Source organism: Pedobacter aquatilis, assembly GCF_032678405.1.
GTDB classification, from domain to species: domain Bacteria; phylum Bacteroidota; class Bacteroidia; order Sphingobacteriales; family Sphingobacteriaceae; genus Pedobacter; species Pedobacter aquatilis_A.
Window position 1 is genome coordinate 57,252 of record NZ_JAVTSJ010000005.1, and the last position, 16,745, is coordinate 73,996.

A 16,745-nucleotide genomic window follows, 5' to 3' on the forward strand; every position below is an offset into this window, starting at 1 on the left:
TATGGTGAAAACTAATTATTTCTTAGTCAAATCTAATTCCATCCCCCGCCTAAGGAACGATACAGGCCAACTACAGCATTAAGTTGTTCAGTTTTAATTGCTGTTAGCTCAAGTTCGCTTTGCAGCAAATTACTCTGGGCAGTAATTACCTCTAAGTAATTTGCCATACCGCTTTTAAACAGCAAGCTAGCATTTTTCGATGCTTGCTGTAAAGTCTGCACACGTTTTTCAGCAACACTATATTGTGTTTTAAGTTTCTCTACCTTAGTAAGCTCATCAGAAACCTCCCCAACCGCATTTAATACTGATTGACGGAACTGGATTACCGTTTTTTCTCTATCAATTTTTGCCAGTTCCAAATTAGCTTTTAATTGTCCGCGTTGAAAAATTGGTTGTGTTATCCCTCCGGAAACCAATCCGAATAAAGAGGCGGGCATACTAAACCAGTTACTCGCTTTGAAAGAATTTACGCCACCACTCGCGGTAATGACCAATGAAGGGTATAAGCTTGCCTTTGCAACACCCACTTTAGCATTTGCAACCGTTAAGGCCAATTCGGCTGATTTAATATCTGGCCTGCGGCTTAACAATGCTGAAGGGAAACCTGCATTTAAATCCTGAGGGATAACCATTTTATCCAGACGGTTTGAACGATTAATTGATTGGGGTAAAGTACCGATCAATACACTTAAAGCATTTTCTTGTAAAGCTACACTTTGCTCCAGGCGTGGGATCAGCTGCGCTGCATTCAGTTGCTGCGCTTCTGCCTGCTGAATAGCAAGCGATGTAACCTGTCCGGCATTAAACTGCAGGTTAATAATCCTTAACGTACTGTCGTTAAGTTTTAAGTTTTTCCGTGCAATCTCCAGCTGTGCATCAAGCATCAGCAAATTATAATATCCCTGTGCTACATTTGCCACCAAACGCGTTTGTACTGCTTTTCTGGCTTCTTCTGTTTGCAGGAAAGTAGCCAGGGCACCGGCTTTCTGGTTACGGATTTTCCCCCAGATGTCTGCCTCCCAGAAAACGCCCAGGTTAGCACTGTAATCTTCAATGTGCGTAGATCCTGTAAACTGGTTTAGGCTTAAACCATTTAAGCTATTATCAGAGGGGCGACTGGAACTGGCTGCTACCTGCAACTTTAACTCAGGCAGGTAACCCAGTTTTGATTGTTTGAACAACACTTCCGCTGCATCGATATTTTTCAACGCGATCTGCATGTCGTAGTTCTTTACCAAAGCCGTATCAATCAAATTTTGAACCGTAAGGTCGTTGATAAACTGCTTCAGGGGTAAATCGCCCACACTTGATGAATCTTTTGTACTGTTGTTTCTGAACATCTTTGGCGCCAGACTTTCGGGTAGGGCCAGATCTTTAGAAACCGAACATCCGCTCCAGATAAGTGCAAGGAGTAGGATGGCAATTATATTAAACCGTTTCATAAACTACATGATTTACAGGCTCTTCCTCATGCTGCTGATGATGAACAACCTCATTTGATTTTCTTGAAATTTTTTCTTGTAAGGCCTGGAAGATGACAAAGAGTACAGGAATGATGAACAGACCTAAAATTACTCCCGAAACCATCCCTCCTGCTGCACCAATACTGATAGAGTGATTACCCTGCGCAGATGGTCCCGTAGCAGTACTCATGGGGAATAAACCAAATACAAAGGCAAGCGAGGTCATGATAATTGGCCTTATCCTTAATCTTGCTGCTTCAATAGCCGCATCAACCAGGCTTAGTCCTGCCTTGCGCCGTTGTACGGCAAACTCCACAATAAGGATGGCATTTTTTGCCAGTAACCCGATAAGCATAATCAACGCTACCTGTACATAGATGTTGTTTTCAATACCGGTTAAACCCAATACCACAAATACACCAAACACACCTGTTGGGATAGAAAGAATTACAGCCAATGGCAATACATAACTCTCATACTGTGCAGATAACAGAAAATAAACAAATACTAAACAAAGCAGAAAGATGACGGTTGATTGCCCGCCAGAGGAAATTTCCTCACGGGTTTGCCCCGAGAATTCATAGGCATAGCCTGATGGTAAAAATTCTTTAGCAGTCTCCTCAATCGCTTTAATGGCATCACCCGAACTATAACCTGGTTTAGGAATAGCATTGATCTCGATAGAATTAAATAAGTTATATCGCGAAGCTGTTTCCGAACCGTAAACACGGGTTAATTTCACCAATGTATTAATTGGAACGCTTTCTCCTGCCTTGTTTTTAACATATACCCGGTCAATACTTGCAGGGTCAGTTCTATCGGCAACATCTGCCTGAACAACCACACGATAATATTTACCGAAGCGGTTAAAATCTGATGCCTGAGCCGTACCGAAATAAGTCTGCATGGTTTGTAAGATGTCTTTCACACTTACCCCTAACTGATCTGCCTTTTCGTTATTAACATCCAGTTGTAACTGCGGATAATCTGCTTTATAAGAAGTAAAAGCATAGGCAATGGCAGGTTTAGTCATTAACTTGCCTATGAAGTTATTGGCTACACCACTAAATTTATCTAACCGTCCGTTCGTTTTATCCTGTAACATCACGTTCATAGCCTCCACATTACTGAAGCCTGGCACCGTTGGAAAACTAAATACGAAGAATGTACCGTTGGATATGGCAGCCATTTTAGCCCTTACGATATTTTGTATCTCATCGATATTTTTTACCGCCCCTCTTTCCTCATTTGGTTTTAACAATAAGAAAATCTGACCTGCCGATGGACTGTTAGAGGCTGTTAAAAAGTTATAACCTGCTAACGACATCACAAATCTGGCTGATGGCATAGCCCTCAACTCAGCCTCGGCCAGTTTTAACATTTTATTGGTGTTAGCCAAAGAAGTTCCTGATGGACTGGAAACAGCGATAGCCACAAAACCCTGATCCTCTGTAGGAATAAAACCTGTTTTGGTTCTACCAACAAGAAAAACGGTGACCAAAACGACCAAGGCCAGTCCGATCACACTTATCCATTTATTACGGATCAGAACCTTTAAGCCCACAATATATCGGTTGGTCATGTAATTAAAGCCACCATTAAAGCCTGCATAAAACTTTTGTACAAAAGTCTTTTTAGCCACTTTGTGTCCACCAGCGCTATGGTTATTCTTTAAAAATAAGGCCGCCAAAGCCGGACTCAAGGTTAGTGCGTTAACAGCTGATATGATAATGGCAATGGCCATGGTTAAGGCAAACTGTTTGTAGAATATACCTGTTGAACCAGTCATAAAGCCAACCGGTAAAAATACGGCAGCCATAACCAATGTAATCGATATAATTGCCCCTGTAATTTCGTGCATGGCCTGGGTAGTTGCTGCTTTCGGGCCAAGTGTTGGGTTTTCCTCCATTTTGGCATGCACCGCCTCCACCACAACAATCGCATCATCCACCACAATACCAATCGCTAATACCAGCGCAAACAATGTTAAAAGGTTTACCGAAAAGCCGAAGAGGTTCATGAAAAAGAAGGTACCGATGATGGCCACTGGTACAGCAATAGCCGGAATTAAGGTAGACCTGAAATCCTGCAGAAAAATAAACACCACAATAAACACCAATAAGAAAGCTTCTATCAGGGTATGCTCTACCTGATTGATAGATTCATCAAGATCCGTTTTTGTACGGTAAAATTGGTTGTATTTAATACCAGCCGGGAAATCCTTTGATAGTTTTGCCAGTAGTTTGTCTATCGCAATCTGAATTTCATTAGCATTTGAGCCCGATAATTGGATTACACCAATGGTGATTCCATCATGTCCATTTAAACGGTTTACACTACTGTAGCTATAAGCGCCTAGTTCAACACGTGCCACATCCTTTAAACGCAGTACAGAGCCATCTGAATTGGAACGTATAGCAATGTTTTGATATTCTTCTGGTTTAGTAAGCTTGCCTTTATATTTAATTACATATTCAAAAGCCTCATCGCTCCGTTCTCCAACCCGACCGGGAGAAGCTTCTAAGTTCTTATCCTGAATGGCAGCGATTACTTCATTGGTTGTAATTTTGTAAGTAGCCAATTGACTTGGATTTAACCAGATACGCATGGAGTAATCTTTAATCCCACCGAATACACTGGCTGAACCAACACCCGGAATACGTTTTAATTCGGGAATGATATTAATTTGCGCATAGTTATTTACAAAAACAGCATCGTATTTTTTAGGATCCTCCGAGTAAACACCAATCGCACCAATAAAGCTATTTTGCTGTTTTGTAGTCGTGATACCGTATTGTACTACCTCTGCAGGTAATTGGCTCGTGGCTTGCGAAACACGATTTTGCACATTCACAGCCGCCTGATCGGGGTCGGTACCTTGTTGAAAGTATACCGTAATTCCCAATGTACCGTCGTTACTGGCGGAGGAAGTCATGTAGGTCATGTTTTCCACACCATTAATGGCTTCTTCTAACGATGGTGTTACCGAACGTAAAATTGTTTCGGCATTAGCACCGGGATATACAGCAGTTACCAATACCGATGGAGGTGCGATATTTGGAAACCGCTCTAAGGGCAACTTTGTTAAGCCCAGTATACCAACTATTACCAATAAGATGGAAATAACAGTTGAAAGTACTGGCCTATCTATAAATTTCTGAAACATGATGTTTTAAATTTTAGTATTGTATTATTTTTTTGTTCTTGTAGCAGCTACTTTATCTGCTTTCTTTTGAGGTTGGATCACCATACCTTCTTGTAATTTATCAATACCGCTCAATACAATCTGATCGCCGGTTTTTACACCCTGGTTAACTAAATAGTTTTCGCCTGATTTACCCACAATAGTAATAGCTTGTTTTTTCACCTTACTGCTATCGCCTACCGTAAAAACAAATACTTTGTCCTGCATATCAACCGTTGCTGATTGCGGAATTAGAATGGCATCATCATGTTTTAAACCTAAACGAAGTTTACCGGTGTTGCCCGAACGTAAAGTTCCGCTTGCGTTAGGAAAACTTGCTCTTAAAGTGATAGCGCCAGTATTTTTATCAAACTGCCCGTCTATCATGTCAATTTTTCCTTTGATAGGATAAACAGAATTGTCGGCCAAAACCAGTTCAACTGCAGGCAAATGTTTTATTCTATCGGCAGGGTTTTTACCTGGATAGTTAGCATTGAAACTATTGAAATCGTTTTCCGCAAGGGCGAAGTAAACATGTACTTCGTGGATATCTGATAATTGAGTTAAGGCTACTTGATCGGTTGGTGAAACCAAACTTCCTTGTTTTTTAGGAATACGGCCAATATAACCACTCACGGTAGCCTTAACATTGGTGTAACCTAAGTTAATCTGTGCGGCAGCAACACTTGCTTTTGCTTGCTCGGCATTTGCCTGCGCAATTTTATAGGCTGTTTTAGCTGTTTTTAACTGGAAATCAGAAACCACTTTATTCTGAACCAATGGTGTTAACTTATCAACCTCAAGCTGTGCATTTAAGATTGCGGCTTCAGCAGCATGTAAGCTAGCTTTTGCATTGTTTAAAGCCTCACGATATGGATTTTCATTGATTTTGAACAGTGTTTGTCCGGCAGTTACATAAGCACCCTCATTAACCAAAACGCTTTGCAGATAACCACTCACCTGTGGACGAACATCGATATCAACAGCACCCTGAATAGCGGCCGGATATTCGATAAATGTAGTTTCTGCGCTTTCAGTTACCATACTTACCGGTAAAATTGGCGGCGGTGGAGCAGCTGCAGATTGGTCTGGAGCAGATTTACAGCTAACCAGAAGAACAGAAATTAATGAAATAAATAAAAGAATCTTAACCTGATTAAATGATTTAACGGTGTTAAGTAAAATGAACAAACGATGGATAGCATTCATATGATTAAAAATTATAATGGATTTAAAGTGTATAAATAATCTAACAGTGTTAAATTACAGGGTAAAAAAAATTTAGTTGTTAATAGACAACGTAATGCCTTTAATGGCATCTTTTAAAATCTGCTGGTTTAATTCATCTGTAGTTCTTCCATTCGGGCGAACCAGATTAATGGAAATCAATCCGTGGATGATTGACCAGTAAGTATAGTATTTCATACAGATATCATCTTCCGATACCGGTTTTTTATCAAATAAAGATTCAATAACATCGCCCAGCATTGCACCAACATTTTCCGCTTCAGGCATCGAACTTTTCACATTACAGCAAACCATATCTACACCATACATCAGCTGGTAAAACTCTTTGTGTGAAAAAGCAAAGTTCCAGTAAGCTACCCACATGGCTTCCATTTTATCTTCAGATGATTCATGGCTGTCGCGGGCTTCGCGGATATCTTTAGCAAGAATCAGATAACCTCTTCTTGTTAATTCTAAAAGGATACCTTCCTTATTTGAAAAGTATTCGTAAATGATTGGTGCAGTGTATTCAATCTGGTCGGCAATTTTACGCATACTTAAAGCCTGCCATCCCTCTGTTTGAACGATGTTCAGGGCTGCATCCAGAATGTTGGTTCTGGTTTCTTCTTTTAAACGTAGAATTCTTTCTTTACTTCCCATGACTGGAATCTCCTAGTGATAAATAATCTAACACTGTTAAGCAAATGTATAACCATTTTAGAAATCAACAATCATTAAATTGTCAAATGAAGTTTGAACTTACAAAAAACCTCGTTTAAACATTATTAGAACATATTTATTTTGAAGTGATTCTTCTATCAGTTGCTTACTCAAGAACTAAACTGAATATATAGCATTAAAAATCTCTCCACAGATTGAAAAATACTAATCCACTCTTTAAAAAAAAGGCTTTGCAACTCGCAATGGAGAAAGTGAGCTATCGGTTAGTGAGTAAACGATAAAGCAAAATATTTATATTAGTTAATGATTTATCGCGAAGCAGTAATTACCGACATCCCTCAAATCCAAATTGTGAGGCATACGGTAAAAGAAAATACTTTATCCAATCCAGCTCTGGTGACAGATACCGATTGCGAGGAATTCATTACTAAGCGTGGAAAAGGCTGGGTCTGTGAAATCAACGGAACAATTGTAGGTTTCTCTATCGTAGATTTAAAAGAAAACAATATTTGGGCATTATTCTTAAGACCAGAATTTGAAGGTTATGGGATTGGAAAAGAACTACATCGTTTAATGCTAAACTGGTATTTCGCACAAACAATAACTACAGTTTGGCTTAGTACCGCACCAGATACCCGGGCAGAAAAATTTTATGAAATGCAAGGTTGGAAAAAAACAGGCATGGTAAATAAAGGTGAAGTAAAATTTGAAATGACTTCGGAAAACTGGATGAATAGGGATAAGATCTAAAACCAATAATGCTAAACAAAGTCAGTAATGTTAATGTACACCTTTCAATTTTCAAATGAGATCAAAAATTATGAACCATATAAGGACATATAAGGTTCATATAAGTTTGATTCTTAAATGACCTCATATGCCTTATATGGTAAAAAGCAATAGTACTATCCCTTAAACGCTTTCATAAACCCGCTTACTTTCTCTTCAATATCGCCTTCGGCAATAGCTTTTACGAAAGCTGTTCCAATAATTGCGCCATTTGCATATGAACAGGCTTTATCGAAAGTCTGCTTATCACTAATCCCAAAGCCAATCATCGTTGGATTCTTGAGGTTCATATTTTTAATTCTGCTAAAATAATCTTCCGTTGTATTACCAACTTCAAGGTTCTTACCTGTTGTTGCTGATGAAGAAAGCAAATAGATAAATCCGTTTGTTAAACCATCAATTTTATGAATGCGTTCTTCAGCGGTTTGTGGTGTAATCAAGAACACATTGCTTAAATTATGTTCTTCAAAGCAGTCTTTATAAAACTCTTCATATTCAATCATTGGTAAATCAGGTACAATACAGCCGTCAACACCTACTTCAGCACAAGCCTTACAAAAATTTTCTACGCCAAACTGCAACACCGGATTTACATAGCCCATTAACAAAACTGGTATGGTTACGTGTTTGCGGAGGTCTCTCAACTGCTCGAAAAGCACCTTAAGCGTCATTCCCTGATCTAACGATTGCTTGCTGCTGGCCTGAATTACCGGACCATCGGCTACAGGATCTGAATATGGAAACCCGATTTCAAGCATATCGGCACCTGATTTTTCCAGCGCCTCGGCAATTTGTATGGTATCGCCTAAATTAGGATAACCTGCGGTGTAATAAATCGATAATATATCTTTCTTCGTTTCGAAGAGTTGTTTAATTCTGTTCATTGTTTTCAATTTTTCGTCATTGCGAGGCACGAAGCAATCCTAAACGATAGCAAGGTTAATAAAACAAAGCATTAAGATTGCTTCGTGCCTCGCAATGACGACTTATCTTTATAAATTAAAATATTTAATATAGGTATCTAAATCCTTGTCGCCTCTTCCTGATAAGCAAACAACCACATTTTCGCCGGCTTTGAATTCCATTTTCTCCAGGTAAGCCAATGCATGTGCGCTTTCGATGGCAGGGATTATACCTTCGAGCTTGGTGAGCAATAATCCAGCATCTAAACTTTCTTCATCTGTGATGGAAACATATTGCCCGCGACCGGTTTTAAACAAATGTGCATGTTGCGGACCAATGCCAGGGTAATCCAGTCCGGCTGAAACCGAATGCGGCTCTACCACTTGTCCGTCTTCGGTTTGCATTAAGATACTCCTGCTACCATGCAAAACGCCTTCTTTACCCAGATATGTTGTTGCAGCTGAGAACCCGCTGGAAACACCTTTACCTGCTGCTTCAACAGCGATTAATTTTACTGCTTCATCATCCATAAAATGATAAAACATACCCATTGCATTGCTGCCACCGCCTACACAGGCTAAAACATAATCAGGCAATTCACTACCCGTTTGTGCTAACAGTTGCTTTTTAGTTTCCTCAGAAATGATGGATTGAAAAAGTGCCACCATATCTGGATATGGATGCGGACCAACTACCGAACCAATGATATAATGTGTATCAACAGGATTGTTAATCCAGTCACGCATGGCTTCGTTGGTAGCATCTTTCAAAGTTTTACTACCCGAACTTGCCGGAACAACTTTTGCTCCTAACATTTTCATACGGGCTACATTGGGTGCCTGGCGCTCAATATCAACCTCGCCCATGTAAATTACACATTCCAGGTTACGCAAAGCACAAACGGTAGCAGTAGCCACGCCATGCTGACCTGCACCGGTTTCGGCGATAATCCTTTTCTTACCCAATTTCTCGGCCAATAAAATCTGCCCGATTGTGTTGTTAATTTTATGCGCTCCGGTATGATTTAGATCTTCTCTTTTAAGAAAGATGTTGGCACCATATTTTTCAGACAAGCGCTTTGCCAGGTATAACGGTGAGGGACGACCTACATAATCTTTTAACAGCTGATGAAATTCTTGCTGAAAACCCGCATCATCAATAATTTTCAAATAATTCTGACGTAGTTCTTCTACGTTTGGATAAAGCATTTCAGGAATATAGGCTCCACCAAAATCGCCGTAATATCCTTTTTCGTTTACTTTGTATTTCATATTTGTAAATTTTGTCATTCTGAGGAACGAAGAATCTGTTATTTATCAGCGCAATTTCGCCTCTGGCAGATACTTCATACCACAGTATTAAATTTTCTTATTTTATTTTTCCTATAAACTCCATAATCTTCTCCACGTCCTTCACCCCTGGCTCAACTTCGAAGCGGCTGTTAATATCCAATGCATAAAGCCTCGAATCTTCTATTTTACCAATCGTTGCAGCGTGCTCCAAATCAATACCTCCACTTAAAAAGTAAGGTTTATTTAGTTTGTAACCATCAAGTATACTCCAGTCGAAAGTTTTCCCCGAACCACCATGTGCTTTTGTTTTGGTATCAAACAGAAAGAAATCAACAACATCATTGTAATCATCCAATACAGCAAAATCAAAATCTTCATCCATACCAAAAGCTTTGATTACTTCTAAAGCGTTAAAGCTATCTTTTAATGCCTTAGCATATGCAGCAGATTCATTTCCATGCAACTGAACCGCTTTGAGCTGGTGTAATTTTACTTTTTTACTTACTTCATCTATATCCTCATTTACAAATACGCCTACCGTTTTTATCTCCTCAGGAATGTATTTGATCAGCTCCGCAGAAACATCACTAATAAACCTTGGCGATGGTTCGTAAAAGATAAAGCCTAAGTAATCGGGTTGTAAGCCCGCTACCGCAGCAATGTTTGCCGCATATTTCATCCCACAGACTTTCAGTTTAAACTTATCCATTAGGCCACTAATTTTTTAAAGCTATCCAACGCTTTTTTACTCATCAAAGATGCTTCGGCCTCATAATAACAATCGGCAAAAGAAAGCTCAGGTTTAATCGTCCTGATGGCTAATGCAGAATTACATAAAACCACATTATTCTGAACATCAGTAGCCGTTCCGTTTAAAACATCCATAAATATTTTGGCTGATGATTCTACAGTATCCCCACCTTTAATCTCGTTAACCGAAACTTTTTCAAAACCCATATCACTAAGAGTCAAAATGCTTTCGCCTTTATTATTAAAGGTTTTCACATCGCAGGTTAGTGAAATCTCATCGTAACCTTCCAATGCGTGTACAATAGTATAATTTTTCGTGGTATCCTGATAAAGATAGTTGTACAAACGAGCCAGTTCCAGACTAAACACGCCAACCATCTGGTATTTAGGTTGCGACGGGTTCACCATTGGCCCTAACATATTAAAAAAGGTTTTAATACCTAAATCTTTACGGATTGGAGCAACAATTTTCATCGCCGGATTAAACAATGGCGCATGCAGGAAACAAATCCCCGCTGTATCTAAATTGCGTTTCAGTACATCCTGGTCACTTGTAAACTGATAGCCCAGATATTCCATCACATTAGATGAACCACAACCCGAAGAAACACCGTAATTACCGTGCTTTGCTACATGATGACCAGCCCCGGCAACCACAAAAGAAGATAGTGTAGAAATATTAAAAGTATCCTTTCCATCGCCACCTGTACCACAAAGGTCGATGAGCTCAAAATCAGAAAAATCGGCTTTAATACCTAAATCCAGCATCGCATCGCGAAAGCCCTGCAATTCATCAACGGTAATGTTCCGCATGGCATAAGCAGTAATAAAAGCCGCGATCTGTGAAGCGTTGAATGCGCCCTGACTAATCGAAATCAGGATATTCTTTGCTTCTTCCCTGCTAAAGCTTTTGTTTTCGAACAAATGGTTTAATATCTTTTTCATGTTAATGTTTTCTTTTTACATCAGTCTGAACCTGTTTTCTAAGCTGTTGAAATCAATTCAGCGTGATGATAGCACATAAAAAAAAGGATTGCTTTTTGGGCAATCCTTTTCATCGTTTATAAAATATTTTAAAATATATAACAATAGAGTTTGCCTAACGAATTTCGTTATGCCACCACCAATTGTTATTTAAGTTTTTAATTATCATGTTTGTATATCGCAAATATTGATATACTTTTTTATAATTCCAAAATTCTTGCTAAAAATATATGGCTTTTTTTAAACGGAAAGTTCAGTTTAACGACGACTTAGGCTTCGGCTCTGCACCTGTAATCAAGAATCAGCGGGTTTTAAACACCGATGGCAGCCCAAATATCGAAAGAACGGGCCTGCCATGGTTTAAGTTCGATGATACCTACACAAGGTTGGTTACCATGAGCTGGGCCAGGTTTTTCATGGTTATACTAATTGCCTATTTAATTGTTAACACGTTATTTGCTATTGCTTATAATGTTATTGGTATCGAAAATTTAGATGGCGCCAAAGGCACTACGCTACGCGACCAGTTTTTTGATGCTTTCTTTTTCTCTGCACAAACCATTTCTACTGTCGGTTACGGACATATCTCACCCCAAGGTTTCATCACCAGTGTGCTGGCGGCCTTCGAAAGCATGTTGGGTTTACTTGCTTTTGCATTGGCAACCGGATTACTTTATGGGCGTTTCAGCAGGCCTACTTCAAAAGTTTCCTTTACTAAAAAAATGGTAGTTGCACCTTATCAAAACCACACTGGTTTGATGTGTCGTTTGGTTAACCTGCGCAAAAATTCATTAATTGATGTTGAAGCACAAATGTATATGACTTTCAATGAAACGGTTGATGGTAAGTTAAGGCGTAGTTTTTATCCCCTGGAACTGGAACGAAGTAAAATAAGTGTGCTTTCCTTAAACTGGACTTTAGTACACCCAATTAATGAAGATAGCCCGATTTTCGAAAAAAGCCTTGAAGAATTAACTATTGCTGAGGTTGAGATTTTTGTGATCTTAAAAGCTTTTGATGATACTTTTGCCCAAACCATCCATACGCGAACAAGCTACCAGGATGAGGATATTGAATGGGATGCGAAGTTTAGCATTATGCATTACCATAATGAGGCGGGCAAAACGGTAATGGATTTCAGTTTATTTAACAAGACAGAAAAAATACAGATTTTGAACTTATAAGGTTTAATGAATGTCAATAAAATCGATAATATCCTTATACAAATCGTTTCCACCAAATATCATCTGGCTAATCATTGGTACATGGCTTTTTCCTTTCACTTCTTTCATTTCAACAGCGATATGATTGGTTTTCAATTGCTCAAATAACCTTGGTGTTTGTATTTTAATTGCCTCGTAGGTTTTGGCACCATAAAACAACAGGTGAGGATTTTTAATGTGCTGGACATAATTCATGGGCGAGGCCAGTTTCCACACTGCAGGCTGATCCGTAAATGTTCTTAAAAAATCATAATAATAATGGTCTTTCTCGGCAGAAGTTAAGTATTCATGAATATCCAAACCAAACGGATCATTTAAAATAATGCCTTTTATTGGGTTTTGAATCCCGGCTTGCTTAAAATATTGTGGATCGGCGTTGATAAGCTCCGCAAGATGGGCACCTGCAGAATGTCCCATAGCAAAGATTTTAGCTGCACTCCCATTATAATTTGAAATATTTTGCTGTACCCATTTAACCGCCAAGGCACAATCCGTAGCCATTTTTTCATATTGTGCTTCTGGTGCTAAAGGGTAGTTAATGATTACTGTTACAATTCCTTTTTTAGCAAAATTTCTGCCCAACCACCAATAGGTTTCTTTTTTCCCGCTACTCCATGAACCACCATGAATAAAAATCAAAACCGGCTTATCTTTAATGCTGTCATTTTTATAAAAAACATTCAGCGTATTCTTTTCTTGTGAATTGCCGGCGTAATTAATTTCTTTCGCTGTTTTTACCTGTGCTGCAGCAATAATGGTTTGAAATAAGAGCATGAATACAAAAAGGAGTCTGTACATAAAAGATTTATTCTTTCAACTTAAACAAACGAAATTGTTATCAGGATGGATGTTTTAAAGATGGAAGATGTGAGATGGAAAATGGATGATAGACCCAAATTTCTTGCAACATCTTCCATCTCACATTTCCCATCTTACATTTAAATTCTAGTTTTTTATCAAAGGATTTTTCTCCTTTGCAAACAAGTCAAACACCTTTTTATCTACAAATGCAGGGAAGAGTTTATTCATCCACACGGCGAGTTTACCTTGTCCTGTCATGATTAAAGTACGTTTACGTTTTTCAATACCATCGGCAATAATGCTTGCCACTTCTTCCGAAGTCATCATTTTACCTTCATCCATACTGGTTTCACCATGTGCTGCACCATCTTTTGATAAAGCCGTAACACGGATGTTGGAAGCCGTAAATCCAGGACATGCCAACAACACATTTACACCAGTTTTTAACAGTTCAGTTCTCAACGATTCGATAAAACCGTTCATGGCAAATTTGGAAGCCGAGTAACCTGTTCTGCCAGGTAAGCCCCTGAAACCAGCGATTGATGAAACACCAACAATTGTCCCTTTGGTTTTTAAGATCTCAGGCAAGGCATATTTGGTGCAATAAACAGTTCCCCAGAAATTCACGTCCATCAGGTTTTTCAATACCGATAAATCCAGATCATTAAACAAGGCACGCATCGATAAACCTGCATTATTCACCAGAATATCAATTCTTTGGAACGAAACCAAGGCTTGCTTAATGATTAACTCACAATCTTCTTCCTTGCTCACATCTGCCTGTACAGCTACTGCTCTGATGCCATATTTCTTTTCTAGTTCGGCCGTAATCTCACAAAGCGTAACATATTGGCGTGCAGCCAATACCAGATTTGCACCTCGTTTAGCAAATTCCTCAGCACAAGCCTTCCCGATTCCGCTTGATGCACCGGTGATGATAATTACTTTATCTTTCATTAAATATTTTATTCGTTGAATTAATTGATTGAATTGGCCAATCGTTAAACTGTATAATTGTTAAATTGTTAAATCGTTGAAAAATTGAGTTGCTTAAACAGACGAACTGTTTAGTTTAACTGGCAAATCAATCAGGGAATAAGCTATATGCTCCACTTAACCAATTTGACAATTAACCAACTACCCTATTTCATCATTGCATTTTCGTAAGGCACGCGGGTTACAATCGAACGGCCAAGGGTTATTTCATCTGTATACTCGAGCTCTCCGCCAAAGGCAATACCTCGGGCAATGGTGGTAATCGGCACATTAAATTCTTTTAGCCGTTTGTAAAGGTAAAACAGCGTAGTATCACCTTCCATATTCGGACTAAGTGCTAAAATAACCTCTTTAACCTCACCTGTTGCTACCCTTTGCACCAGACTATCGATGTATAAATCTGCAGGACCGATGCCATCCATTGGGGAGATTAAGCCGCCAAGCACATGGTAAACACCAAAATATTGCCCGGTATTCTCAATAGCCATCACATCACGCGTATCCTCAACAACGCAAATGGTTTCTTTATCACGCTTATGCGAAGTACAGATTTCGCATATCGTATGATCGGAAATGTTATAGCAAATGCTACAGTTTTTTATCTGTTGCTTTAACTTAATCAACGTGTTTCCAAACTGGTTAACCTCTTCCTGCTCTTTATTTAAAAGATGTAAAACCAGTCGCAGCGCTGTTTTTTGCCCTACACCTGGTAATTTCGAGAATTCGTTTACCGCATCTTCCAGCAGCTTGGATGAAAAATTCATAGCACAAAAATATGCAAAAATGTTCATTAGTTATTACGGCATTAGTTCAATGCACACAACCTTATTCAACCCAATTAGCACGGAATAATCAGTGGCATACAATTGAATTAATGAACCGCTTTTGCTATTGACATTAAATCGTAATTTCTTACATTTATCAGCTTAACATAAAACTATGTCACCAACCATCCTACTTTGTTTCCTCATCGGTTATTTTTTATTGCTGATTATTATTTCGTTTGTAACTTCAAAAGATTCGTCGGATAACAACTCATTTTTTGTTGCCAACCGGAATTCAAAATGGTATTTGGTTGCTTTCGGAATGATTGGGACAGCACTCTCCGGTGTAACCTTTATTTCCGTTCCTGGTGAAGTTGGTGCGCCCGCAGGAAATCAGTTCCAGTACTTTCAGTTCGTTTTAGGAAATGCGGTAGGCTTTATCATTATTTGCACAGTGCTGCTGCCGCTTTACTACCGGATGAATTTAACATCTATTTACGGCTATATTGAGCGCCGCTTAGGCCACTATAGCTATAAAACCGCGGCATCTATATTTTTGTTAAGCCGTACACTGGGTTCTGCAACCCGCCTATACCTGGTGGTTATTGTATTACAACGCTTTATTTTCGATAATTACCATATCCCATTTTGGCTTACCGTGCTGATTTCCCTGGGATTAATCTGGTCGTACACTTTTAAAGGCGGTTTAAAAACCATTATCATTACCGATACCTTGCAAACGTTCTTCCTGGTACTATCTGTTTTCTTAACCATTTATTTCATTTGCAGTAGCCTCGATTATAATATCCCGCAGGCTTTTGAAACCGTTAAAAACAGCAGCTACTCCAAAATATTTTTCTGGGACGATCTCTTAACCAACAAATGGCACTTCGGCAAACAGTTTATCGGTGGTATTTTTGTAACCATCGCCATGACGGGTTTAGATCAGGATTTAATGCAGAAGAACCTGAGCATGAGCACCATTAAGGAAGCACAGAAAAACATGTTCACCTTTACAGGGGTATTTGTAATCCTAAATGTATTCTTCTTAAGTGTGGGTGCGTTACTTTATATTTACGCTGCTAAAAACGGGATCGATATCCCATTGGATCACATTACCGGAAAACCACGAACAGATTTATTATTTCCTGAAATAGCCTTGAATAATTTAGGTGCCGTACCGGCAATTATTTTCATGCTGGGCTTAACCGCAGCAACTTTTGCCACAACCGATTCGGCGCTTACTGCATTGACCACATCATTTTGTGTCGATTTTTTAGGCATGGCAAAAAAAGACAATATCGAAGCGGCAAATGCAGTAACAAAACGCCATACGGTACACATTGCCTTTTCCATCATTATGTTTTTGGTAATTATTGTAATCAACGCCTTAAACAGTTCGTCGGTGGTAAGTTTAATCTTTACCATTGCTTCATATACTTACGGCCCGCTACTGGGGCTTTACAGTTTTGGATTGTTTGTAAAAAAACGCGGCTTGCACGATAAATTAGTGCCGATAGTTTGCATTTTATCGCCTTTTTTATGTTACTTGCTTTCAAGCTACTCAAAGGAATTATTAGGTGGCTACGTTTTCAGTGTTGAACTGATTTTAATTAACGGTTTAATCACCTTTATTGGTTTGCTTTTCATCAGCAAAAAAACGGATGCGCAAACCAGATTTTAATATT

The 16,745-nt window shown here is 39.0% G+C and carries 14 protein-coding genes; 3 read left to right on the plus strand and 11 right to left on the minus strand.

The features are described 5' to 3' along the window. Window positions 1-32: 32 nt before the first annotated feature. From R2R71_RS13975 to R2R71_RS13990, 4 genes are all read right to left on the minus strand, one after another. Complete coding sequence (locus R2R71_RS13975) at window positions 33-1,442, minus strand: TolC family protein (RefSeq protein WP_316831899.1); 1,410 nt, start codon at window positions 1,440-1,442, stop codon at window positions 33-35. Next, window positions 1,429-4,629, minus strand: a complete 3,201-nt coding sequence (locus R2R71_RS13980) for an efflux RND transporter permease subunit (RefSeq protein ID WP_316831900.1) — start codon at window positions 4,627-4,629, stop codon at window positions 1,429-1,431. Before R2R71_RS13980 ends, R2R71_RS13975 begins: the two co-directional genes overlap by 14 nt. Before the next feature lie 24 nt (window positions 4,630-4,653). Continuing rightward, on the minus strand, window positions 4,654-5,856 hold the full coding sequence (locus tag R2R71_RS13985) for an efflux RND transporter periplasmic adaptor subunit (RefSeq protein ID WP_316831901.1): 1,203 nt from the start codon (window positions 5,854-5,856) through the stop codon (window positions 4,654-4,656). A gap of 72 nt (window positions 5,857-5,928) precedes the next feature. Continuing rightward, on the minus strand, window positions 5,929-6,534 hold the full coding sequence (locus tag R2R71_RS13990; RefSeq protein ID WP_316831902.1) for a TetR/AcrR family transcriptional regulator: 606 nt from the start codon (window positions 6,532-6,534) through the stop codon (window positions 5,929-5,931). A gap of 324 nt (window positions 6,535-6,858) precedes the next feature. Here R2R71_RS13990 and R2R71_RS13995 point away from each other — a divergent pair, with 324 nt between their 5' ends. Continuing rightward, window positions 6,859-7,305: a GNAT family N-acetyltransferase gene (locus R2R71_RS13995; RefSeq protein ID WP_316831903.1), complete on the plus strand. Its 447-nt coding sequence runs from the start codon at window positions 6,859-6,861 to the stop codon at window positions 7,303-7,305. A 155-nt stretch (window positions 7,306-7,460) separates the two neighbouring features. Here the strand turns inward: R2R71_RS13995 and trpA are convergent, their stop codons facing one another. From trpA to trpD, 4 genes are all read right to left on the minus strand, one after another. Next, a complete protein-coding gene (gene trpA / locus R2R71_RS14000) occupies window positions 7,461-8,228 on the minus strand; it encodes a tryptophan synthase subunit alpha (protein WP_316831904.1) in 768 nt (255 codons plus the stop codon). A 108-nt stretch (window positions 8,229-8,336) separates the two neighbouring features. Further along, on the minus strand, window positions 8,337-9,518 hold the full coding sequence (gene trpB, locus R2R71_RS14005; protein ID WP_316831905.1) for a tryptophan synthase subunit beta: 1,182 nt from the start codon (window positions 9,516-9,518) through the stop codon (window positions 8,337-8,339). Between the two features lie 97 nt (window positions 9,519-9,615). Then, a complete protein-coding gene (locus tag R2R71_RS14010; protein ID WP_316831906.1) occupies window positions 9,616-10,248 on the minus strand; it encodes a phosphoribosylanthranilate isomerase in 633 nt (210 codons plus the stop codon). Further along, entirely contained in the window at window positions 10,248-11,234 is a 987-nt protein-coding gene (gene trpD / locus R2R71_RS14015; RefSeq protein WP_316831907.1) for an anthranilate phosphoribosyltransferase, read from the minus strand. Before trpD ends, R2R71_RS14010 begins: the two co-directional genes overlap by 1 nt. 269 nt (window positions 11,235-11,503) lie before the next feature. On the opposite strand from trpD, the gene R2R71_RS14020 reads away from it, so the two are divergent. Then, window positions 11,504-12,457 (plus strand): ion channel, encoded by a 954-nt coding sequence (locus tag R2R71_RS14020; protein WP_316831908.1) that lies wholly within the window; start codon window positions 11,504-11,506, stop codon window positions 12,455-12,457. Between the two features lie 3 nt (window positions 12,458-12,460). Here R2R71_RS14020 and R2R71_RS14025 read toward each other — a convergent pair whose 3' ends face one another. The 3 genes from R2R71_RS14025 to recR all read right to left on the minus strand — a co-directional run bounded on the left by R2R71_RS14025 (window position 12,461) and on the right by recR (window position 15,057). Next, window positions 12,461-13,294: an alpha/beta hydrolase gene (locus tag R2R71_RS14025; RefSeq protein WP_316831909.1), complete on the minus strand. Its 834-nt coding sequence runs from the start codon at window positions 13,292-13,294 to the stop codon at window positions 12,461-12,463. 147 nt (window positions 13,295-13,441) lie between these two features. Then, window positions 13,442-14,254 carry an SDR family oxidoreductase gene (locus R2R71_RS14030; protein ID WP_316831910.1) on the minus strand — a complete coding sequence of 271 codons (813 nt, stop codon included), beginning with the start codon at window positions 14,252-14,254 and terminating at the stop codon, window positions 13,442-13,444. Window positions 14,255-14,439: 185 nt separating this feature from the next. After that, window positions 14,440-15,057, minus strand: a complete 618-nt coding sequence (gene recR, locus R2R71_RS14035; protein ID WP_316831911.1) for a recombination mediator RecR — start codon at window positions 15,055-15,057, stop codon at window positions 14,440-14,442. A gap of 175 nt (window positions 15,058-15,232) precedes the next feature. Between recR and R2R71_RS14040 the strand changes: the two genes are divergently transcribed. Then, window positions 15,233-16,741, plus strand: coding sequence for a sodium:solute symporter (locus R2R71_RS14040; protein ID WP_316831912.1), 1,509 nt, complete (start codon window positions 15,233-15,235; stop codon window positions 16,739-16,741). Window positions 16,742-16,745 lie beyond the last annotated feature (4 nt).